Below are 21,528 nucleotides of genomic sequence, written 5' to 3' on the forward strand. Positions count from 1 at the left end.
CCTCTTCGCGCCAGACCTTGCGACCGCTGAACACCGCCTGAAACAGGCACAATGCAGCGGCCATGTCGGAACGAAACATCATTGCCATTGTCGACCAGCGCAGTGCCTCGGCCCCCCCGGCCACGCTGCCCCGGATACCTGAGCTGCCCGCTGCGCCCACGGGCCTGCTGAGCGACGGACGGGGACGCCCGCTGCATGACCTGCGAATATCGGTGACGGACCGTTGCAACTTCCGCTGCAGCTACTGCATGCCCAAGGAAGTATTCGACAAGCACCACCAGTTTCTGCCGCAATCTGCCTTGCTCAGTTTCGAGGAAATCCTGCGGCTGGCACGCCTGTTCGTGGCCCATGGGGTGCACAAGATTCGCCTGACGGGCGGTGAGCCGCTGCTGCGCAAGCACCTGGAGCGCCTGATCGAGATGCTGGCCACGCTGCGCACGCCGGACGGCACCGCGCTGGACCTGACCTTGACGACGAACGGCTCCGTGCTGGCACGCAAGGCGGCGGCCCTGAAGGCTGCGGGTCTGCAGCGCGTGACCATCAGCCTGGACGCGATGGATGACGCCATCTTCCGCCGCATGAACGATGTCGATTTTCCGGTAGCCGACGTGCTGGCCGGGATTGATGCCGCGGTGGCCGCAGGCCTGGGGCCGATCAAGGTCAACATGGTCGTCAAGCGCGGCACCAACGAGCAGGAAATCGTGCCCATGGCGCGCCATTTCCGCGACCACTATGGCGGTCAGGTGGTGCTGCGCTTCATCGAGTACATGGACGTCGGCGCGACGAATGGCTGGCGCATGGACGAAGTCCTGCCCTCGGCGGATGTGCAGCGCCTGATCGCGCAGCATTTCCCCCTCGATGCACTGGAGCCCAGCCAGCCCGGAGAAACCGCCGAACGCTGGCGCTACCGGGACGGACGGGGCGAGGTCGGCTTCATCTCCAGCGTGACGCAAGCCTTCTGCGGAGACTGCAACCGGGCCCGCTTGTCCACCGAAGGTCAGCTGTACCTGTGCCTGTTCGCGCAGCACGGCCACGATCTGCGCAGCCTGCTGCGGCAACCCCACCCGGACGGCCGCCCCTACCGGGACGACGAAATCGCTGCCGCGATCGGGCTGATCTGGACACAGCGCGACGACCGCTACTCCCAGCTCCGCGCCAGCCAGCCCATGGACAGCGCCAGCCCGTCCGGCCGGCGCATCGAGATGAGCTACATCGGCGGCTGATCGGAGGCTGATCGGCGGTCGGCGTCAGCGCACGAGCAGGCAGACCGCCCGGGCCTCGATCGATTCGCCACGGCCGACCGGACCCAGCCGCTCTGCCGTCTTCGCCTTCACGTTGACGCAGTCCACCGCGATCTCCAGCGCCTGCGCGATCGCCTCGCGCATGGCGGGGATGTGGGGGGCCATCTTCGGCGCCTGGGCGACGATCGTGCTGTCCACATTGACGATGGACCAGCCCTGCGCCCGCACACGCCGTGCCGCTTCGGTCAGCAGGCGCCGCGAATCCGCGCCCTTGAACTCGGCCGCGGTGTCCGGGAAATGGCTGCCGATGTCCCCCAGACCCGCCGCACCGAACAGCGCATCGGTGATCGCGTGCAGCAAGGCATCGGCATCGGAGTGGCCCAGCAGCCCCAGCGCATGGGGAATGGTCACGCCGCCGAGCACCAGCGGGCGCCCCGCCACCAGGGCATGGGTATCCCAGCCCTCCCCGATCCGCATTGCCGCCAGGTTCATGCCGACACCGCCGAGCCGCTGCCGTAACTCGGCTTGTCCTTGTCGATGGTAGGGTGCATGTCGTCCATCCACAGCACATGGTCGGCATAGCACTGCAGGTCGGTGGACAGGTTCGACATCGCGCCGTGCAGCCAGAACTCCTTGTGCAGCTCGGACTTGATGTAGGTGATCGCGTCCTCGAAATCCCCGTCACCGGCCGAGAGGATCAGCCGGTCATACACCCCTTGTGCCGCCAGCTTGATGATGAGCGTGGCGATGCCCACATCCACGCCCTTCTGCACCGAGCGGTGAAAAGCGTGCGAGCAGCTCGGGCAAGTGGTGTTCAGATCCTTGATGGTGTAGAGCTGCACGCGCATCTTCGGACCGCGCGGGGGAGCCGACTTGAGCCAGCTGTGGAAGGCGTTCTGGCTTTCGGTGGCCGCATCCGGCGTCGAGTTCAGGTAGTAGGACTCGTAGATCGGGCCGCCGTTGAGGCGGGTCATTTCAGCCTTGAGCTTGAGGTAGTCGAAGGGGCGGTTGCGGCCATAGTTGAACAGGTAGGCCCCGTCCACGATCCATACGGTTTTCATGGTGTTGTTGTCCGAAAATAGGAAGAAATCGAGTCAGGAAGGAAAGTCAAGCAAGGAAGACACGGCAACCGCGGCATCCCGCGGTCAGGGGATTCCATTTAAGCCGTTCATCAGCCGCTCGGCGAGGACAAAGTCCTCGGGCCAAGTGACTTTCAGATTGGCGAGATCCCCGTGTATCAGTTTTGGCTGGTGCCCGAGCGCTTCGATGGCGCTGGACTCGTCCGTGACGCTGTCACCCGCAAAGCGCAGGGCGGGCAGCAGCAAGCCGGCACGGAACATCTGGGGCGTCTGCGCGGCCCACTTGCCGGTGCGGTCGACCGTCGACGACACCCGCCCTCCCTCGGCCTGCTTGAGCGTGTCGGCCAGCGGCAGCGCCAGCAGACCGCCCACTTCGTCGTCCAGACAGGCATCGATCAGGCGATCGACCCAGGCCGGCTGCAACAGGCATCGGGCTGCATCATGCACCAGAACCCAATCGTGTGGCTGAACACCCCGGGCCTGCAATTCCAGCAGCCCGTTGGCGACACTTTCCGCGCGCGTGGCGCCACCACAGTGGGCGACCCAGGCCCGCTCACCGACATGCGCAGGCGCAGCCGCCGCAAACTGCGTGTCCCCCGGCGACAGCACGACCAGCGTGGCGTCCAGGCGCGCCACCTGCGCCAGCGCCGCCAGCGTGTGGGCCACCATGGCCTGGCCGGCGACGGTCTGGTATTGCTTGGGGCCACCGGCGCCGGCGCGCAGGCCGACGCCCGCACAGGGCACAAGGGCGTAACAACGGGAAAGGGTTCCAATCTGCATGGCCCCGATTGTCGCCGCTCATGGGCCGAGGCCTAGAATCGCCGCCGACTTTGCCGCCGACTCCGCCGCCTGACCGACTTCCTCCATGCAGCTTCCCAAGATCGCCTCCGGCCACCGATTCACCGTGCCACGCCCGCTCGGTTCCGCCGACGCCTTGCTGCTGGCCCGGTTCGCTCAACAGCACAAGGCCGCCGGACACGTACTCGGCGTGGTCACGGCCGAGCCGGCCGACGTGCAGCGCCTGCCGGACGAGCTGGCCTTCTTTGCGCCCGAGCTGCGCGTGGCGGTGTTCCCGGACTGGGAGACGCTGCCCTACGACACCTTCAGCCCGCACCAGGACCTGATCTCCGAGCGGCTGGCCACGCTCTGGCGCATCCGCTCGGGCGAGGTCGATGTCGTGCTGCTGCCGGCGACCACCGCGCTGACGCGGCTGGCGCCGCCGTCGTTCATGGCCGGCTACACCTTCCATTTCCGGCAGAAGCAGAAGCTCGACGAGGCCAAGCTGAAGGCGCAGCTCACGCTGGCCGGCTACCAGCACGTCAGCCAGGTCGTCTCGCACGGGGAATACGCCGTGCGCGGCGGGCTGATCGACCTGTTCCCGATGGGCTCGCTGGTGCCCTACCGGGTGGACCTGTTCGACAACGAGGTCGACTCGATCCGCGTCTTCGACCCCGACAGCCAGCGCAGCCTGTACCCCGTGCCCGAGGTGCGGCTGCTGCCGGGCCGCGAGTTCCCGATCGACGAGCGTGCGCGCCAGGACTTCCGGGCCCGCTGGCGCGAGCGCATGGACGGCGACCCGAGCAAGGCGCGCCTGTACAAGGACATCGCCCAGGGCATCGTCGGCGGCGGCATCGAATACTTCCTGCCGCTGTTCTTCGACGAGACGGCCAGCATCTTCGACTACCTCGGCGACAAGGCCGTGCTCGCGCTGCACGGCGAGGTCAACGGGGCGCTGGAGCGCTTCTGGACCGAGACCCGCGAGCGTCACCGCTTCCTGCAGCACGACCCCGAGCGGCCCATCCTGCCGCCGGAAGACCTCTACCTGCGCATGGAGGAGTTCTTCACCCGCTGCAACGCGCATGCGCAACTCTCGATCCGTGGCAACGAAGCGGTGGACTGGGCACGCCCGCTGCCCGACCTGTCGATCGAGCGCGGTGGCCAGGATCCGCTGCGCAAGCTGGAAGACCACCTCGCCCGCACCGCGCGCAGCCACGGCGAGGCGCGCTCACCCACCCGCGTGCTGATCGTGGCCGAGAGCGCCGGCCGCCGCGAGAGCATCCTGGAGCTGCTGCGCGACCACCGGCTGGAGCCCGCGTCGGTCGAGTCGCTGGCCGCCTTCCTCGCCAGCGACCACCGCTACGCGATCACCACCTCGCCGCTGGCCTCGGGCTTCTTCTGGACCGAGGAACACCTCCAGCTCGTCACCGAGACCGAGCTGTTCGACAGCACCCCGACCACGCGCCGCCGCCGTCGCCAGGAGGCCACCAGCGATGTCGACGCGCTCATCAAGGACTTGTCCGAGCTGAAGGTCGGCGACCCCGTGGTCCACGCCAACCACGGCATCGGCCGCTACCAGGGCCTGATCGGCATCGACCTCGGCGAAGGCCCGACCGAGTTCCTGCACCTCGAATACGCCGACAAGGCCACGCTGTACGTGCCCGTGTCGCAGCTGCACCTCATCAGCCGCTACACCGGCGTCAGCGCGGACGAGGCACCGCTGCACAAGCTCGGCTCGGGCCAGTGGGAGAAGGCCAAGCGCAAGGCCGCCGAGCAGGTGCGCGACGCCGCGGCCGAACTGCTCAACCTCTACGCCCGCCGTGCCGCCCGCGAAGGGCACGCCTTCCGCTATTCGGCACAGGACTATGAGGCCTTCGCCACCAGCTTCGGCTTCGAGGAGACCGCCGACCAGAACGCCGCGATCCACGCCGTGATCCAGGACATGATCAGCCCACGCCCGATGGACCGGCTGGTCTGCGGCGATGTGGGCTTCGGCAAGACGGAGGTGGCGCTGCGGGCGGCGTTTGTCGCGGTGATGGGCGGCAAGCAGGTTGCCTTGCTCGCCCCGACCACGCTGCTGGCCGAGCAGCACCACCAGACACTGGTCGACCGCTTCGCGCAGTGGCCGGTGAAGATCGCCGAGATGAGCCGCTTCCGCTCGCCCAAGGAGGTGAAGGCGGCGATGGAAGGGTTGGCGGCCGGCACCATCGACATCGTGGTCGGCACGCACAAGCTGCTCAGCCCGGACACGAAGTTCAAGAACCTCGGCCTGCTCATCATCGACGAGGAACACCGCTTCGGCGTGCGCCACAAGGAGCAGATGAAGGCGATGCGGGCCGAGGTCGACGTGCTGACGCTGACCGCGACACCGATCCCGCGCACGCTGGGCATGGCGCTCGAAGGCCTGCGCGACCTGTCGGTGATCGCCACCGCGCCGCAGCGCCGGCTGGCGATCAAGACCTTCGTGCGCAACGAGAGCAAGGGCGTGATCCGGGAGGCGGTGCTGCGCGAGTTCCAGCGCGGCGGGCAGGTCTACTTCCTGCACAACGAGGTCGACACGATCGAGAACCGCCGCCAGTCGCTGCAGGAGCTGATCCCCGAGGCGCGCATCGGTGTCGCCCACGGCCAGATGCCCGAGCGCGAGCTGGAGCGGGTGATGCGCGACTTCGTGGCGCAGCGCCACAACCTGCTGCTGTGCTCGACCATCATCGAGACCGGCATCGACGTGCCGACGGCCAACACCATCCTGATGGCGCGGGCCGACAAGTTCGGCCTGGCCCAGCTGCACCAGCTGCGCGGGCGTGTCGGCCGCAGCCACCACCAGGCCTATGCCTACTTGCTGGTGCCCGACATCGAGGGCCTGACCAAGCAGGCGCAGCAGCGGCTCGACGCCATCCAGAGCATGGAGGAACTCGGCTCGGGCTTCTACCTGGCCATGCACGACCTGGAGATCCGTGGCGCGGGCGAAGTGCTGGGCGACCACCAGAGCGGCAACATGATGGAGGTCGGCTTCCAGCTCTACAACGACATGCTGTCGGAGGCCGTGCGGGCGCTGAAGGCGGGCAAGGAGCCGGATCTGCTGTCGCCCACCGGCTTCTTCGGCGGGACCACCGAGGTCAATCTGCACGCCCCCGCCCTGCTGCCGGACAGCTACTGCCCGGACGTGCAGGTGCGCCTGAACCTCTACAAGCGCCTGGCCACGGCCGACAAGGGCGACAGGATCGACACGATGCTGGAGGAATGCGTGGACCGCTTCGGCAAGCTGCCGGCGCAGGGCCAGGCGCTGTTCGACCTGCACCGCCTGCGCGTGCAGGCCAAGCCGTATGGCGTCAGCAAGATCGACGCGGGGCCGGCGGTGATCAACATCCATTTCCGTCCCAACCCGCCGATCGACCCGATGCGCATCATCGAGCTGGTGCAGAAGAACCGGAATGTGAAGCTCGCCGGCAACGACAAGCTGCGCATCGAGCGGGCCTATCCGGACGCGAAGGACCGGGCGCAGTATGTGCGGGATGTGCTGCGGGCCTTGGGAACACCGCTGACCACCCACTGACCACCCACTCACCCCCTCGGAGCTTTACGCCGCAGCAACGCGGAGGGACTGGGCGTTCACATGGCCTCGGCAGAATCAAGGGTATTCCACTACTCTTGGTGCAGTCCAGGACTGCCACGCCACACACCATGCAGATCCAGCGCCAATGGGCCACGCCTCTCACCATCGGAACCTTCCTGCTGATGGCCGTCACCGGCGGCCTGATGTTCTTCCACCTCGACCAGGGGCTGAACAAGCTGGCCCATGAATGGCTGGGCTGGGCGATGGTCGCTGCGGTGCTGCTGCATGTGGTGCCGAACTGGCCGGCGTTCAGGCGCCACCTGGGTCAGCCGGCCGGCCGTGTGCTGATCGGCGTGTTCGCCCTGCTGCTGGCCTTGTCCTTCTTCAGTGTCGGGTCGCAGAAGAGCGAACCCGGCTTCGCGCCACCGCTGCGGGCCATGGCGCAGGTGCCGCTGTCGACGCTGGCGCCGGTGCTGAAGTTGACACCGGCCGAGATGCGTGTACGCCTGGGCGCATCCGGGGTGGTCGCCGCCTCGGACGAGCAGACCCTGGCCGAGCTGGTCGGCCCGGACCTGCGTCGCCAGATCGGCACGCTCAACGCACTGCTGGCACCGCCCAAGCCCTGACGCGGATCGCACACCCCGCGCAGGCGGGAGCGAACCCGAGCGGGCACAATCGCGGGCTTTCCCTAGCCGTATGCCGTGCCTGCTGCCATGACTGCTCCCTCCCGTGAATTTGCCCCCGGACTGGTGATCCAGGGTTTCGAGCCGCCGCTGCGGCTGCGCGACTTCAAGCTGATCGCCTTCGACATGGACTCGACGCTGATCAACATCGAGTGCGTCGACGAGATCGCCGACGCAGCCGGACGCAAGGCCGAGGTCGCCGCCATCACCGCCGCCGCCATGCGCGGCGAGATCACGGACTACAAGGACAGCCTGCGCCGCCGTGTGGCGCTGCTCAAGGGCGTGCCGGCCAGCGCGCTGGAAGAGGTCTACACCCAGCGCCTGCAGCTCAACCCGGGCGCCGAGGCGCTGGTGCAGGCCTGCCAGGCGGCCGGCCTGAAGACGCTGCTGGTGTCCGGTGGATTCACCTATTTCACCGACCGCCTGACCGAACGCCTGCAGCTCGACGAGGCCCGCAGCAATCTGCTGGAGATCGTCGACGGCCACCTGACCGGCCGCATGGTCGACCAGCACTGGGGCGACATCTGCGACGGTGAAGAGAAACGCCGGACGCTGCTGGCCACCTGCGAACGTCTGGGCATTGCGCCCTCGCAGGCCATCGCCATGGGCGATGGCGCCAACGACCTGCCGATGATGTCGGTGGCCGGGCTGTCGGTGGCGCACCACGCCAAGCCGGCCGTGCGCGCCCAGGCGATGGTGGCCATCGACGACGGCGGACTCGACCGGCTGCTGGAAGTCCTCACGGACCGCTGAGGACCATCTGGGTGCGGATCTCGTCGCTCCAGTCCTCGAAATCGTCTGCGGTCATGCCCAGCGAGGCCAGCGCCTGGGCACCGCCACGCGCCCACTCGCCGTGGCGGTTGCGGCCGCGGTGCAGCTGGATCATGCGTTCGGCAACTAGCGCCAGCGCGATCAGCCGGCTGGACGGCCGCTGCCGGTAGGACACGCCGAGCACCCGGTAGTCATGGTGGAGGCAGACCGCCTCGACGATGTCTTCGCCGACACCCCAGGTCCTGGCGAGCGCGGCACCGACCACCGCATGGTCGGTGCCATGGCGAGCGCGTTCGACTTCGGTGAAGGGCCGGGCGCCGAGATTGGCCTCCGCCAACGTCACGCGGTAGCTCGGCGCATGGAAGCGCTGCAGCAGCACGGGGATGCCGACATCACAGAACAGCCCGAAGGTCTGTGCCACATCCGGCTCCACCTCGCCGTGGCGGCGCGCCAGCCAGGCCATCGCGACGCTGCGCCGATTCGCGACGTCCCAGAAGCGCTCCAGCGACGGCCCGTGGGCGGGCAGCACTTCGCGCAGCACCAAGGCGCTGAGCAGCGCCGTGCAGCGCGCCGGACCGAGCCGCTCGAACGCCTGCGCCACCGTGCCGCGCCCGCGCCCACGTCCGATCCAGGGAGCGTGGGCCGCCTTCAGCAGCGCAGCCGAAATGGCCACATCGGTCATGGCGATGCGGGCAAGTTCCTCGGTGCGGGGCGGCTTGCGTTCGAGTTCGGCACGCAAGCGCAGCAGCATCTCGGGACAAGGCGGAATGCCGATGTCAGCGACCAGCGCAGACAGCATTCGCGCATCGGGCAGGGCCGAGGCCAGCGAAGGCTCAAGGAGGTCGGACGGGGCGGTTGACACTTGCATAGCCGCTTTTCGGCCTCGCATCCACCGTCCTGTAAACCGTGCCCACCACGACCGTGACGCAGTGCACGGCCTGGATCGGGGATCTCAGCCCGTCGCAGCCATCACGACGATGCCATCGGCGTCCGCCACGAGCCAGTCACCCGGCTGCACCCGCACCCCTTGCACCTGCACCACCACATCGACCAGCCCGGCCTGGCGCCGCTCGGTCGGCAGTGGCATGGGTGCCAGCGCGAACAGCCCCACCTCGGCAGCCGCCAGTTCCGCCAGATCGCGCACACAGCCATCGACCACGACCCCGGCCCAGCCGTTGCGGGCCGCGGCCGCAGCGATGTTGCCGCCGATGAGGGCGCGCCGCAGCGAGCCAGCCCCGTCGACCACCAGCACACGGCCGTGGCCCGGACTTTCCAGTGCCGCCTTGACGGACGTGTTGTCCTCGAAGCACTTCACGGTGACCACGAAGCCGGCAAATGCCGCCCGACCGCCAAAGGAGCGGAACACGGGCGGCAGGACACGGAACGCGCCGCTGGTGTCGCCCTTGTGGAGATCACAGAGGTCGCAGGTCGACACGAGGGAGGTGGGAGGAAGGACAGCCGTCATGGTTCGTCAAGTCAGGGAGTGGAGAGTTTGGGAATCTTGGCCGGACCCGCATCCGGGAATGTGGCGGCAGGTGTGGAACGCAGCGGCGCCGCGTCCAGGCGGGAGACAAAGGCCTCCGCACGCAGGAATCCGATGACACGGTGCGCCGGCAGCTCGCGCCCTGCCGCGTCGAAGAGCAGGATGGCCGGCGGCCCGAACAGCCCGTAGCGGCGCATCAAGGTCTTGTCGTCGGCATTGTTGGCGGTCACATCGACCTGCAGCAGCAGCATCTCGTTCATGCGCGACTTGACCGCCGGGTCGGTGAAGGTGAAGCGCTCCATTTCCTTGCACGACACGCACCAGTCGGCATAGAAGTCGAAGAGCACAGGGCGCCCGGCTGTCCGCACCGCTTCGTCGAGTTCCGCCACGGTCTTGATGCGGCGAAACACCACGCCATCGCCGGGCGTCGCATGCAAGGTCGACCCCGCAGCCTCGCCTGTCCGGCCGAATGGCAGCACTGGCCAGACCATCCACGCCGCCACCGCCAGCAGCATCACGCCGAAGCCGCGCTTGACCCAAACCATCCACGCACCGGTGCGTGGCAGCAGCGACCCCGCCGACAGCCCCACCAGCAGCAGCGGCACGCTCATGCCGCAGGCCATGGCAAACAGTGCCACGCCGCCCAGCACCACATCGCGTGTCTGGCTGATGTAGACCAGCGCTCCGGCCAGCGGCGCCGCCACGCAAGGTCCGACGATCAGCGCCGACACCCCGCCCATCACGAACACCCCACCATAGCGTCCGCCCTCGAAGCGGCTGCTCGCCGCGTGGAGGCGGGTCTGCCATGTGGCCGGAATCTGCAGCTCGTAGACGCCGAACATCGACAGCGACAGCAGCACCAGCACAGCGGCGAAGGTGCCGAGCACCCAGGGGGTCTGCAGCGCCGCGGCCAACCCTTCCCCCGCCAGACCGGCGGCCACCCCCATCGCGGTGTACACCATGGCCATGCCAAGCGAGTAGGCCGCAGACAGCGCCAGGCCCCGCCGACGCGAGCCAGCGCCCCCTTGCCCCAGGACGATCGACGACAGGATCGGCACCATCGGCAGCACGCAGGGCGTGAACGACAGCAGCACCCCTGCCAGCGCGAACACCCCCGCCACCGCCCACAGATTGCCGGATCGCAGCACTTGCCCGAAGCGGTCAAAGACACTGCCTTCCGGTTCGGTGTCGACCGCGGACGGTGCCGAGACCTCCCCGGAGAACGCATCCACCGCCAGCACCTGCACCGTGCGCAGGGCCCCGGCTTCGCCACCGACGCGCAACTGGTGCGTTTGCGGGGGGTAGCACAGCCCCTTGTCGGCGCAGCCCTGGTGCGTCACGGTCAGCGTGAACTGTGCCGGCGCCGACTGGACGACCAGCGGCAACTCCAGACCGTCGTAGTAGACCTCCACATTCTTCTGGAAGGTCTCGTCGTACTTGACCACCCCGGCCGGATAGACCGGCGGTGCCAGCACGACATCCGGCGCGGAAGACTTGACCTCGAAGCGCTCGCGGTAGAGGTAATAGCCGGGCGCGACCTCGAAACGCACGGCCACGGTCCGGTCGTCAGCGACCCGGGCCGAGAGACGGAAGGCCTGGTCGGGTTCGAGGAAATCCTCGGCAGCGTGGACGGGCGGAGCACCTGCCAGGCCCGCCAGACCGATCAAGGCCAGCACCAGCATCCCACAACACCGCAACACCCACCGTGCGGGCCAGCGCACGGACATGGGTACAGACCATCCAGCAACAGAAATCAGCATCATCCGATCAGCCTAACCGACACGCGGGGTGTCCTGCAAAAACCTGGATTACTGCGCATGGCCCGATACATGGCCCGATGCATGACCCGATTCAAGGGCTGCCCCTCCCCGGAGCGCGCGCGTCCATACCGTGTCGATTCACATGCCTTCACACTGTGGCAAGGCAACTGCGTGCATTTTCGCTGGAAAGATCACAGAATCTCGCATTCTAGGATTTCAGATTCGTCAACCTCCCTGTCGAAGGAATGCAGGGATTTCATGCAGTTTCACGCAAACTCAGGCCATCCCCCATTTCAGCGACTACAGTAGCGATGCACATTCCCACCCTTCTGGCCTGCCCTGTCACGCGATGAACATGCTCAAGAGCCTCTTCGGCGATCTGACCCCACCACGTGACCGGGACGACACCAGCCGCTCGAACGGCCATGGCGCCCCCCGCGGCCAACAGGAGCCGGACTTCGCCTCCACCGCCATCATGGGCCACGAGGAAGATGCGGCCGAGACCGCCGAAGACGCGGACAGGCGCCACCACGATGACCTGCTGGTCAGCGGCTCGCCCGCCCAGGCCATGCGCGCCCATTTCGCCAGCAGCCGCAAGGACACCTTCCTGCGCCAGAAGCTCATCACGATGTGCGACCCCTCGCACATGTGGGCGGCGTCCGTGATCCGGGCACTGGCCGATGCGAGCGGCCAGCCCATCGAGCGCCTCAGTCTGCGCGACCAGGCCAGCCTGAACCTGATGGCGACCATCGAGCGCACCACCCTGCCCCGGCGCACGGACGACACGCTGAAGATCTACCACGCCGACATCCAGGCGGAAGGCGATGACGCGGCGGAGGTGCAGATGGCGCTGATGGAGCGTTCGGACCTGTCGGTGGTCATCATCGGGCCGATGGCGCCCTCGGCCATCGACGACATGCTGGCCGATCTGCACAGCGCGACGCTGAGCCTGCACTGGCAATGCCGCAATCTGCTGTTCATGCTGCCCGTGGGTGCTGGCTGGATGGTGCAGAAGATCGAGCGCATGGAGTGGCCGGCGCAGGTGCGCACCGAGTCGATGTGCGAGCCGCTGACCAGCGCCAGCGCCGTCTGGAACCGGATGCTGGCCCACTGGCAGCGCCTGCGTTCCGAACAGGCCTTGGCCGCCTCCGGCGCCCAGGCGTCCACCCCCCATGCACTGCCCCCCCAGGTGCACACGCCCCCCAGCGCACACCCTGGCAGCGCCCCGATGCCGCTCGCCGACACGGGCCACCAGACACTGTCGTCGGCCGCCCAGGCGCGGCAATCGACCGTGTTCGTCGCGCCACCGGAGGTCAGCCCCACCGGGAAGGACAGCGAACACGCGCCGGCGCAAGCCGGCCGGCAGGGTATCCAGCCCCGGCGGGCACTGGCCGTGCTGGACGAACTGACGGTGCTGGATGGCCTGATCTTCGTGGCGCTGGTCGACGGCAACACCGGGCTCGTGAAGGCCAGCCCGGCCCGCGGGCCGGACATCGACCGCGCAGCGCTGGCGGCCTCGGAAATCTGGAAAACCCACCGCCGCACCCTGCGGCAACTGGGACATTCCCGCCCGGGCGAACCGCTGGAAGAGATTCTGGTGACCGCGGGAAGCCGGTACCATATTCTCAGGACGCTGCGCGCGCACCCGGATCTCTTCATTCTGGCCGTGCTCGACAAGCTGCGCAGCAATCTGGCAATGACGCGCTACCGCATCATGGAGGCACAGCAGGTGCTGACGTGACACGGGCTCAACCTTCGACACCATGCTCAGTCTGAAATTCAAGCGCACCCTCACGCCATCCAGCCCCACCCCACCTGCGGATGACCCGCGCAGTGCGGCCTGGGCTGGCCCGAGCAGCCTCCCGGCGGACCTGGCCACCACCGTTCCCGTCAGCACCCGGGAACTGCGCACACGGGCCGAGACGCCCAGCGCACCGCCGGTGCAGACCCTCTTCTCGCGCGACTCCGTGCAGCCCCAGCAGACCGTGGCGGTGTGGGATCCCGCAGGCAGCTGGCCCGGCTTCTCGATCGCGCAGCTGGCCCTGGCCGCGCACGGGCGCATCAGCGAGATCTCGCTGATGCAGGAACAGGGCACCGAACCCGTGGCCATGCTGCGCAGCACGGTGCTGCCGACACCCTCGGGCCAGTCGCTGGGCGTGATCGAGGTGGAGGCGTCCTTTGCGGACAACCGCAGTCTGAGCGTCGCGCTGACCTTGCTGGAGCAGGTCGACCGGGCGGTCATCCTCGCCGGGGCCAATGCCGACAAGGACCTGATCCGCCGCATCAACGACTTCGTGCGCGCGGACGCCTGGCGCGGCCCCTCGCTGCTGCTGGTCTCGCCGGCGGACAAGCCCAGCCGCGCCGATCGCCTGCGCCGCGCCACCTGGCCGCGGGGCATGAAGATGCACGTGCTGGAGCTGTTCTCGGTGAACGATCCGGGCTGGTCGCAGCAGCTGATCTCGCTGGTGACCGGATTCGCCAGCGGCGAGCCGACCGTGCCGGGTCCGGGGCCCGGACCCGTGGACGAGCCGGAAGCCGCGGATCTGCCCGTTCCTGTGCCCGTCAAGGCCGTACCGCCACCCGCCTCGCCGCCACCCGCCCCCGTGGCGGCCGTGGCACCTGCGCCGGCCGAAGTGCCACCCGCGGTGATGGAGCGGGTGCTGGGCGTGCTGTCGATGGGCGTGGGCGTGACCGCCTGTGCGGTCGTGTCCGTCGAGAATGCCCGCCTGCTGGGCATGAAGTCATGGAGCCACGATCCCCTGGCGCTGCTCGAAGCCGCCGCCCGGACCGGCTCCGCCCTGTGGCGCGCGCACCGCGCGCTGGGCGCGGGACAGCCGCTGCTGGAGCTGAGCTGGAGCGGGCCGCTCCACCACCATCTGGTGATGCCCCTGCCGCGCCAGCCGGGCCTGCTGCTGCTCGCCTGCGTCGAGCGCGAACACGGCGACCTGAGCGCGGCACGCTGGCAGCTGGCGGTCGCCCGCAAACAGTGGACCTGAGCCAGCCCGACAGACCAGATCGCCTGCAGTACGATTTCGCCATGACCAACGTTCAATTCGACTACACGCAGCAGGACGCCTCCGGCCAGAGCTGCACCGCGCACGCCTGGGCCAAGGTGCCCGCGCCCCTCACGACCAGCCAGCGCACGGCCCTGAAGGAGCGTGCCCGCGACCTGCTGAAGCAGCACGACGCTGTGCTCGTCGCCCACTACTACGTCGACGGCGACCTGCAGGATCTGGCCCTGGAGACCGGCGGCTGCGTCAGCGACTCGCTGGAGATGGCACGCTTCGGCCGCGACCATGCCGCGCAGACACTGATCGTCGCCGGCGTGCGCTTCATGGGCGAAAGCGCCAAGATCCTGTCGCCGGACAAGCGCGTGCTGATGCCGGATCTGGACGCGACCTGCTCGCTCGACCTGGGCTGCCCGCCGGACCAGTTCGCCGCCTTCTGCGATGCCCATCCCGACCGCACCGTCGTCGTCTACGCCAACACCAGCGCCGCCGTGAAGGCCCGCGCCGACTGGATGGTGACGAGTTCATGCGCCGAGGCCATCGTGCGCCACCTGCATGCGCAGGGAAAGAAGATCCTCTGGGCCCCGGACCGCCACCTGGGCAGCTACGTGCAGCGCCAGACCGGTGCCGACATGCTGATGTGGCAGGGCGACTGCATCGTGCACAACGAGTTCAAGGGGGTCGAGCTGGAGCTGCTGCGCCAGGTGCATCCGCTGGCCAAGGTGCTGGTGCACCCTGAATCGCCGAAGCACGTCGTCGACCAGGCCGACGTGGTCGGCTCGACGGCGCAGTTGCTCAAGGCGGTGATGGCCATGGACGCCCCCGAGTTCATCGTCGCCACCGACAACGGCATGTTCCACCGCATGCGCCAGTCCGCGCCGACCAAGGTGCTGATCGAGGCCCCGACCGCCGGCAACAGCGCCACCTGCAAGAGCTGCGCACACTGCCCCTGGATGGCGATGAATGCGCTGCAAGGCGTCATCGACTGCCTGGAGCGACTGGGCAGCGGCCACGGCGAGATCCATGTCGACGAGCCAATCCGCAGCCAGGCGCTCGGCTGCATCGACCGCATGCTCGACTTCGTGAAGGCCAACCCGTCCGCGATCACCCAGCCCTCGAAGGGCTTCGTGCCGAACATCGGCGCCGCCTGAGCCAGGGCCTGCGCCGCGGCTTCAAGTTCATGGCGGGGACGCCGACATCCCGGCCATGAGCATCGATTTCACTTCCGTCCACAACCACTACGAACGGCCGGTGTTCGACACGGTGGTTCGTCTGGCCCCCGGCTATCCCTATCTGGATGCGGAAGCGCTGCCCGATGTGGCCTGCGTCGCGCTGAACCGGCTGGGCGCGCGCTACATCCGCCATTCGGTCGACCTGACCTTCTACCTCACCGAGAAGGAGCGGCTGGCGATGGACGAGACCATCACCGACGCCGTCACCTTCGCGTTCGAGTTCGTGCAGGCGCGCATGGCCATGCGCGCCCGCCGCTGACCCGCTTCAGCCGCACAGGCCGGTCGGCACCGGCCCGCCCGCCAGCCGACGGCCGGACTTCGCCACACCGCGCTGGCTGCGCGCCGGCCGCACCAGCACCGTCGGGAAGCTCACCGGCAGCGTGGTCGGGAAATCGCGGCTGTAGTGCAGCCCGCGGCTCTCATGGCGCATCAGCGCCGAGCGCACGATCAGGTCCGCACACTCCACCAGGTTGCGCAGCTCCAGCAGATCCCGGTTGACGCGGAAGTTGGCGTAGTAGTCGTCGATCTCGTCGCGCAGCATCTGGATGCGGTGCAGCGCCCGCTCCAGGCGCTTGGTGGTGCGCACGATGCCGACGTAGTTCCACATCAGCAGGCGCAGCTCGTCCCAGTTGTGCGAGATCACGACCTGCTCGTCGGCGTTCTCGACCTGGCTCTCGTCCCACTGCGGCAGCACCGGATGTGCCGTCGGCGCCACCGCCATGATGGCCTCGGCGCAGCTGCAGCCCAGCACCACACATTCCAGCAGCGAATTGCTGGCCAGCCGGTTGGCGCCGTGCAGGCCGGTGTAGGTCGTCTCGCCCACGGCGAACAGGCCGGGCAGATCGGTCTGTCCCTGCAGGTCGGTGACCACACCGCCGCAGGTGTAATGCGCGGCAGGCACGACCGGGATCGGCTGCTGCGCGATGTCGATGCCCAGCTTCAGGCAGCGGGCGTGGATGGTCGGGAAATGCTCTTTCAGGAAGTCCTCGCCCAGGTGGGTCGCATCCAGCCAGACATGGTCGACGCCGAGGCGCTTCATCTCGAAGTCGATGGCGCGGGCCACCACATCGCGCGGTGCGAGTTCGGCCCGCTCGTCGTGCGCCAGCATGAAGCGCGTGCCGTCCGGCAAGCGCAGGAAAGCCCCCTCGCCACGCAGCGCCTCGGTGATGAGGAAGCTGCGGTCCTGCGGGTGGTAGAGGCAGGTCGGGTGAAACTGGATGAACTCCATGTTGCCGACCCGGCAGCCGGCGCGCCAGGCCATCGCGATGCCGTCGCCGGTGGCGGTGTCGGGGTTGCTGGTGTAGCGGTAGACCTTGCCGACACCGCCGCTGGCCAGCACGACCGCGCTGGTGGCGATGGTCTCGATGCGCTGGCTCTCGATGTCGAGCACATAGACGCCGTAGCAACACGGCGCCGCGTCCTGGCGCAGGTGCCGCGGGGTGATCACGTCGACCGCCATCGCCTGTTCGCGCAGCTCGATGTTCGGGTGGCGCCGCACCTCGGCCAGCAGTGCCTGGTGGATGGCGTAGCCGGTCGCGTCGGCGGCGTGGGCGATGCGGCGCACGGCGTGCCCCCCCTCGCGGGTCAGGTGCAGGCCGAGCGGTCCGTCCGGGTCGGGCGAAAACGCCACCCCCTGGTCGACCAGCCAGCCGACCGCGTCGGCGCTGCGCTCGGCGATGAAGCGGGCGGTGTGTTCGTCGACCAGGCCGGCACCGGCCTCCTGGGTGTCGCGCACATGGCTGTCGATGCTGTCGTCGCGGCCGAGCACGCCGACGATGCCGCCTTGGGCCCAGGCGGTGGCCGCTTCGCCGAGCTGCCGCTTGGCCAGCACGATGACGCGCCGCTCGGCGGCCAGGTGCAGGGCCACCGTCAGTCCGGCCAGTCCGGCCCCCACGATCACGACAGGCAAGGTATCCATTTCAGGTTCCATTGAATCCAAGGGGCGGATGATAGGATGCCGGCGCCTTTTTGTTCCCTGGAGACCACGGCATGACCCTGCCCGCCGACGGATCCGATGACGCATCCGACGCATCGCCCACCCGGATCCAGCGCAGCGCCGATGACCGGCTGGACAACGCGGTCGACATCGGCCGCCCGGTCGGCAACCACACCCGCGAGCTGTTCGTGTCCTGCGAGACCGGCGACGCGCTGCAGCAGCAACTCGACTACCTGCGCCCGAGCTACATCGCCCTGCACGACATCGCCTGCCGCAGCGCACGCCGCCTGCTGCACGCCATCGCCTCGGCGTCCGGCCGGCCCGTCGAGCGTCTGGTCATCCGCCGGCAAAGCTACGGCACGGTGCTCGCCAGCATCGACTACGTCGACTGCCCTGCCAGCCGAGGCCAGCGCGTGCGCCTCTACAGCACCGACAGCGAGTCCGACACGGCCACCCGCGTCTCGCTGGCCCGTGTCCTCGGCGCCCACGCGACGCTGGCGATCATCCTGGTCGGGGACGTGCCGGCCCATGCCCTGAGCGACGCCCTGCAGCCGCTGCGCGAGGCCATGTTCCGCACGGACTGGCGGTGCACGCATCTGCAGTTCATGCCATTGGCCTCCAGCAACCATGCGGCGCTGGCCGGGCTGGTCGCGGCACTCGGTCCGGGCAGCGGCGTGGTCAGCCAGATCGCCCCGCGGGTCAGCCGTCCGGCGGAGGCCTGGACCTTCCTGAGCGAGTCCTGGAACCGGCTGCAGGCCACGCTCCACCCGAACGGCACGGGCGCCCTGCTCGGCACCGTCAGCCTCGGGCGTGACACGCTGCTGGCCATGCCGGAGCTGGACACCGTGCCAGCCGCGCTGGCCGCGCGGGCCCATCCAATCGAGCGCTTCGCGCTGGAGGCCCACGCGCTGCCGGGCGTGCAGAGCGCGTGTGTCTTCGATGTCGCCACGAGCCGGGTGGTCGCCCACGCCGGCGCGGCGTTCCAGGCCAGCGACCTGGCGCGGCGCGGCTCGCTGCTGCTGGCCGCCGGCAGCAGCAGCCGCCGCCAGCTGCACCTGACCGGCCAGGCCGACGAAGTGCTGGTGGGCGGCGGCAGCGAGGCGCTGGGCGTGCGGGCGCTGCATTCGCAGCCCGGTCTGGCGCTGCACCTGGTCTACGACCCCGGGCAGACCAGCTGGACCCAGCTGCGTCCGCGCCTCATGGCCATGGACGCAGCACTGCCGAGGGCACCTGTGCTCTGAAACGCGGAAAGCTCAGTGCACCGTGCGGCCGAAGGTGAAATTCCCTTCGGCGTCCAGCCCGACGGGCACCACGTCACGCGGCGCAAACCGCCCTTCCAGGATCAGCCGCGCCACCGGGTTCTCGATGCGCTGCTGGATCGCCCGCTTCAGCGGCCGTGCCCCGAACACCGGGTCGAAGCCGACCTTGGCGATTTCCTTCAGCGCCTCGGGCGTGACCTCCAGCGCCATCTCCATCTTGGCCAGCCGCCCCTCCAGCCCCTTGAGCTGGATCGCGGCGATCGACTCGATGTGGCGCTGGTCGAGCGCGTGGAACACCACCGTCTCGTCGATCCGGTTGAGGAACTCGGGCCGGAAATGGGCCTTCACCTCGCCCCAGACCGCGTCGCGGATGTCTTCGGTCGGCTGCCCGGCCATCGCCATGATCAGGTGCGAGCCGAGGTTGCTGGTCATCACGACGACCGTGTTCTTGAAGTCGATCGTGCGGCCCTGCCCGTCCGTGAGCCGACCATCGTCGAGCACCTGCAGCAGCACGTTGAACACGTCCGGGTGCGCCTTCTCCACCTCGTCGAGCAGCACGACGCTGTAGGGCTTGCGCCGCACGGCCTCGGTCAGCGTGCCACCCTCGTCATAGCCGACATAGCCCGGCGGCGCGCCGATCAGCCGGCTCACCGAGTGCTTCTCCATGAACTCGCTCATGTCGATGCGGATCATGTGCTCCTCGCTGTCGAACAGGAAGCCGGCCAATGCCTTGCACAGCTCGGTCTTGCCCACACCGGTCGGGCCGAGGAAGAGGAAGGAGCCCAGCGGCCGGTTCGGATCGGACAGTCCGGCGCGCGAGCGGCGGATCGCGTTCGACACGGCCACGATCGCTTCTTCCTGGCCAACCACGCGCTGGTGCAGCTTGTTTTCCATCTGCAGCAGCTTGTCGCGCTCGCCCTGCATCAGCTTGGACACCGGGATGCCGGTGGCGCGGCTGACCACCTCGGCGATCTCCTCCGCACCGACCATGGTACGCAGCAGCTGCGGGCCGCCCTTGCCGTCCTTGCCGGCGCGGGTCTTGGATTCTTCCTTGGCCTGCGCTTCACTCAGGCGCTTCTCCAGCTCGGGCAGCTTGCCGTACTGCAGCTCGGCCACGCGGTTGAAGTCGCCCTTGCGCTTCCATTCCTCGATCTGGAACTTGATGCGGTCGATCTCTTCCTTGACGTGGGCCGAGCCCTGCGCCGTGGCCTTCTCGGCCTTCCAGATCTCTTCCAGGTCCGCGTACTCGCGCTCCAGCTTGACGATCTCTTCCTCGATCAGGCCCATGCGCTTGATCGACGCCTCGTCCTTTTCCTTGCGCACCGCCTCGCGCTCGATCTTGAGCTGGATCATGCGGCGGTCGAGCTTGTCCATCACCTCCGGCTTGGAGTCGATCTCGATCTTGATCTTGGCCGCCGCCTCGTCGATCAGGTCGATGGCCTTGTCGGGCAGGAAGCGGTCGGTGATGTAGCGGTGCGAGAGTTCCGCCGCGGCGACGATGGCCGGGTCGGTGATCTCGACGCCGTGGTGGACCTCGTATTTCTCCTGCAGCCCGCGCAGGATGGCGATCGTCGCCTCCACGGTCGGCTCGGCCACCAGCACCTTCTGGAAACGCCGCTCCAGCGCGGCGTCCTTCTCGACGTATTTGCGGTACTCGTCCAGCGTGGTCGCGCCGATGCAGTGCAGCTCGCCGCGGGCCAGTGCCGGCTTGAGCATGTTGCCCGCGTCCATCGCGCCCTCGGCCTTGCCGGCGCCCACCATGGTGTGCAGCTCGTCGATGAACAGGATGATGCGGCCCTCGTCCTGCGCCACTTCCTTGAGCACCGACTTCAGGCGCTCCTCGAACTCGCCACGGTACTTGGCTCCGGCCAGCAGACCGGCCATGTCGAGCACCAGCACCCGCTTGTTCTTCAGCGACTCCGGCACCTCGCCGTTGACGATGCGCTGCGCCAGCCCTTCGACGATGGCCGTCTTGCCCACGCCCGGCTCGCCGATGAGCACGGGGTTGTTCTTGGTGCGCCGCTGCAGCACCTGGATGGCGCGGCGGATCTCGTCGTCACGGCCGATGACCGGGTCGAGCTTGCCGGCGCGGGCGCGCTCGGTCAGGTCCAGCGTGTATTTCTTCAGGGCCTCGCGCTGGCCCTCGGCATCGGCCGAGTCAACCGGCTGGCCACCGCGCACGGCGTCCACAGCGGTTTCCAGGGCCTTGCGGGTCAGGCCGCAGGTGCGCACCGCCTGCGCAAAATCGGTCTTCGATTCGGCCAGCGCCAGCAACACCATTTCGGTGGCGATGTACTGGTCGCCGCGCCTGGTCGACTCCTTCTCGGCCGCCTGCAACAGGGCCATCAGGTCACGGCCCGGCTGCACCTGGGCACCCGTCACCGACGCGATGCGGGCCAGGGCGGCGTCGATCGCCTCGTCGAGCGCCCGCAGGCTGACGCCGGCACGCTGCAGCAGCGAGCGCGGGCCGTCTTCCTGCTGCAGCAGCGCCTTGAGCAAGTGAACGGGTTCGATATAGGGATGGTCGGCCGCCAGGGCCAGGCTCTGGGCGTCGCCGAGCGCCTGTTGCAGCAGGGTGGTGAGTTTGTCGAGTCGCATGGGGTTCCTCCGGTTGAGAAGGATCTGAGGCGATCTCGGCCCGATTTCAAGGGCTATGCCTTGGCATCGGCTTGACAGAGATCACCCGGGAAAGCACCAATGCCCGATGAGAGGCTGCGCACTTGTCGACAAGGTGTGTACCGATCTA

The 21,528-nt window shown here is 68.3% G+C and carries 17 protein-coding genes; 9 read left to right on the plus strand and 8 right to left on the minus strand.

Going from position 1 to position 21,528, the window contains the following annotated elements; genetic code table 11:
* The first annotated feature begins 62 nt into the window (after positions 1–62).
* Positions 63–1,223: a GTP 3',8-cyclase MoaA gene (gene moaA, locus U5O44_RS00225; protein ID WP_322586457.1), complete on the plus strand. Its 1,161-nt coding sequence runs from the start codon at positions 63–65 to the stop codon at positions 1,221–1,223.
* A 24-nt stretch (positions 1,224–1,247) separates the two neighbouring features.
* Here moaA and ispF read toward each other — a convergent pair whose 3' ends face one another.
* From ispF to ispD, 3 genes are all read right to left on the minus strand, one after another.
* Positions 1,248–1,733, minus strand: coding sequence for a 2-C-methyl-D-erythritol 2,4-cyclodiphosphate synthase (ispF, locus tag U5O44_RS00230; RefSeq protein ID WP_322586458.1), 486 nt, complete (start codon positions 1,731–1,733; stop codon positions 1,248–1,250).
* Entirely contained in the window at positions 1,730–2,302 is a 573-nt protein-coding gene (locus U5O44_RS00235; RefSeq protein ID WP_322586459.1) for an NYN domain-containing protein, read from the minus strand. The genes ispF and U5O44_RS00235 overlap by 4 nt, the downstream gene beginning before the upstream one ends.
* 84 nt (positions 2,303–2,386) lie before the next feature.
* Positions 2,387–3,100 (minus strand): 2-C-methyl-D-erythritol 4-phosphate cytidylyltransferase, encoded by a 714-nt coding sequence (gene ispD / locus U5O44_RS00240; protein ID WP_322586460.1) that lies wholly within the window; start codon positions 3,098–3,100, stop codon positions 2,387–2,389.
* Positions 3,101–3,185: 85 nt separating this feature from the next.
* Between ispD and mfd the strand changes: the two genes are divergently transcribed.
* From mfd to serB, 3 genes are all read left to right on the plus strand, one after another.
* On the plus strand, positions 3,186–6,650 hold the full coding sequence (gene mfd / locus U5O44_RS00245) for a transcription-repair coupling factor (RefSeq protein WP_322586461.1): 3,465 nt from the start codon (positions 3,186–3,188) through the stop codon (positions 6,648–6,650).
* 128 nt (positions 6,651–6,778) lie between these two features.
* The gene (locus U5O44_RS00250) at positions 6,779–7,276 is read left to right on the plus strand and encodes a DUF4405 domain-containing protein (RefSeq protein ID WP_322586462.1); all 498 of its coding nucleotides are present in this window, start codon (positions 6,779–6,781) and stop codon (positions 7,274–7,276) included.
* Between the two features lie 87 nt (positions 7,277–7,363).
* Positions 7,364–8,086, plus strand: a complete 723-nt coding sequence (gene serB / locus U5O44_RS00255) for a phosphoserine phosphatase SerB (protein WP_322586463.1) — start codon at positions 7,364–7,366, stop codon at positions 8,084–8,086.
* On the opposite strand, the gene U5O44_RS00260 is transcribed toward serB, so the two are convergent.
* From U5O44_RS00260 to dsbD, 3 genes are all read right to left on the minus strand, one after another.
* Complete coding sequence (locus U5O44_RS00260) at positions 8,073–8,972, minus strand: HDOD domain-containing protein (protein ID WP_322586464.1); 900 nt, start codon at positions 8,970–8,972, stop codon at positions 8,073–8,075. The two genes, serB and U5O44_RS00260, sit on opposite strands and share 14 nt — an antisense overlap.
* 84 nt (positions 8,973–9,056) lie before the next feature.
* Positions 9,057–9,569 carry a ribonuclease E activity regulator RraA gene (rraA, locus tag U5O44_RS00265; RefSeq protein WP_322586465.1) on the minus strand — a complete coding sequence of 171 codons (513 nt, stop codon included), beginning with the start codon at positions 9,567–9,569 and terminating at the stop codon, positions 9,057–9,059.
* A gap of 11 nt (positions 9,570–9,580) precedes the next feature.
* Positions 9,581–11,314: a protein-disulfide reductase DsbD gene (dsbD, locus tag U5O44_RS00270; protein ID WP_322586466.1), complete on the minus strand. Its 1,734-nt coding sequence runs from the start codon at positions 11,312–11,314 to the stop codon at positions 9,581–9,583.
* A gap of 388 nt (positions 11,315–11,702) precedes the next feature.
* Here dsbD and U5O44_RS00275 point away from each other — a divergent pair, with 388 nt between their 5' ends.
* Genes U5O44_RS00275 through U5O44_RS00290 form a run of 4 tightly spaced genes read left to right on the plus strand, consistent with a single transcriptional unit; the run spans position 11,703 to position 15,846 of the window.
* A complete protein-coding gene (locus tag U5O44_RS00275; protein WP_322586467.1) occupies positions 11,703–13,088 on the plus strand; it encodes a roadblock/LC7 domain-containing protein in 1,386 nt (461 codons plus the stop codon).
* A gap of 22 nt (positions 13,089–13,110) precedes the next feature.
* Entirely contained in the window at positions 13,111–14,343 is a 1,233-nt protein-coding gene (locus U5O44_RS00280; protein WP_322586468.1) for a hypothetical protein, read from the plus strand.
* 41 nt (positions 14,344–14,384) lie between these two features.
* Complete coding sequence (nadA, locus tag U5O44_RS00285) at positions 14,385–15,506, plus strand: quinolinate synthase NadA (protein WP_322586469.1); 1,122 nt, start codon at positions 14,385–14,387, stop codon at positions 15,504–15,506.
* Positions 15,507–15,561: 55 nt separating this feature from the next.
* A complete protein-coding gene (locus tag U5O44_RS00290) occupies positions 15,562–15,846 on the plus strand; it encodes a late competence development ComFB family protein (protein WP_322586470.1) in 285 nt (94 codons plus the stop codon).
* Between the two features lie 6 nt (positions 15,847–15,852).
* Here the strand turns inward: U5O44_RS00290 and nadB are convergent, their stop codons facing one another.
* On the minus strand, positions 15,853–17,610 hold the full coding sequence (gene nadB, locus U5O44_RS00295) for an L-aspartate oxidase (protein ID WP_416222101.1): 1,758 nt from the start codon (positions 17,608–17,610) through the stop codon (positions 15,853–15,855).
* Here nadB and U5O44_RS00300 point away from each other — a divergent pair.
* On the plus strand, positions 17,577–18,764 hold the full coding sequence (locus tag U5O44_RS00300; protein WP_322586472.1) for a hypothetical protein: 1,188 nt from the start codon (positions 17,577–17,579) through the stop codon (positions 18,762–18,764). The two genes, nadB and U5O44_RS00300, sit on opposite strands and share 34 nt — an antisense overlap.
* A 12-nt stretch (positions 18,765–18,776) precedes the next feature.
* Here the strand turns inward: U5O44_RS00300 and clpB are convergent, their stop codons facing one another.
* Positions 18,777–21,380 carry an ATP-dependent chaperone ClpB gene (gene clpB, locus U5O44_RS00305; protein WP_322586473.1) on the minus strand — a complete coding sequence of 868 codons (2,604 nt, stop codon included), beginning with the start codon at positions 21,378–21,380 and terminating at the stop codon, positions 18,777–18,779.
* Positions 21,381–21,528: the final 148 nt, after the last annotated feature.

Origin of the sequence: Sphaerotilus sp., assembly GCF_034519685.1 — a bacterium.
In the GTDB taxonomy this organism is placed as follows: domain Bacteria; phylum Pseudomonadota; class Gammaproteobacteria; order Burkholderiales; family Burkholderiaceae_C; genus Sphaerotilus.

Bases quoted from the DNA above. Each gene is read 5' to 3' on its own strand.
- serB (WP_322586463.1), top strand. From the start codon at position 7,364: ATGACTGCTCCCTCCCGTGAATTTGCCCCCGGACTGGTGATCCAGGGT.
- nadA (WP_322586469.1), top strand. From the start codon at position 14,385: ATGACCAACGTTCAATTCGACTACACGCAGCAGGACGCCTCCGGCCAG.
- U5O44_RS00280 (WP_322586468.1), top strand. From the start codon at position 13,111: ATGCTCAGTCTGAAATTCAAGCGCACCCTCACGCCATCCAGCCCCACC.
- U5O44_RS00275 (WP_322586467.1), top strand. From the start codon at position 11,703: ATGCTCAAGAGCCTCTTCGGCGATCTGACCCCACCACGTGACCGGGAC.
- mfd (WP_322586461.1), top strand. From the start codon at position 3,186: ATGCAGCTTCCCAAGATCGCCTCCGGCCACCGATTCACCGTGCCACGC.
- ispD (WP_322586460.1), bottom strand. From the start codon at position 3,100: ATGCAGATTGGAACCCTTTCCCGTTGTTACGCCCTTGTGCCCTGTGCG.
- U5O44_RS00290 (WP_322586470.1), top strand. From the start codon at position 15,562: ATGAGCATCGATTTCACTTCCGTCCACAACCACTACGAACGGCCGGTG.
- clpB (WP_322586473.1), bottom strand. From the start codon at position 21,380: ATGCGACTCGACAAACTCACCACCCTGCTGCAACAGGCGCTCGGCGAC.
- dsbD (WP_322586466.1), bottom strand. From the start codon at position 11,314: ATGTCCGTGCGCTGGCCCGCACGGTGGGTGTTGCGGTGTTGTGGGATG.
- U5O44_RS00235 (WP_322586459.1), bottom strand. From the start codon at position 2,302: ATGAAAACCGTATGGATCGTGGACGGGGCCTACCTGTTCAACTATGGC.
- ispF (WP_322586458.1), bottom strand. From the start codon at position 1,733: ATGAACCTGGCGGCAATGCGGATCGGGGAGGGCTGGGATACCCATGCC.
- nadB (WP_416222101.1), bottom strand. From the start codon at position 17,610: ATGCGTCATCGGATCCGTCGGCGGGCAGGGTCATGCCGTGGTCTCCAG.
- rraA (WP_322586465.1), bottom strand. From the start codon at position 9,569: ATGACGGCTGTCCTTCCTCCCACCTCCCTCGTGTCGACCTGCGACCTC.
- moaA (WP_322586457.1), top strand. From the start codon at position 63: ATGTCGGAACGAAACATCATTGCCATTGTCGACCAGCGCAGTGCCTCG.
- U5O44_RS00250 (WP_322586462.1), top strand. From the start codon at position 6,779: ATGCAGATCCAGCGCCAATGGGCCACGCCTCTCACCATCGGAACCTTC.
- U5O44_RS00300 (WP_322586472.1), top strand. From the start codon at position 17,577: ATGACCCTGCCCGCCGACGGATCCGATGACGCATCCGACGCATCGCCC.
- U5O44_RS00260 (WP_322586464.1), bottom strand. From the start codon at position 8,972: ATGCAAGTGTCAACCGCCCCGTCCGACCTCCTTGAGCCTTCGCTGGCC.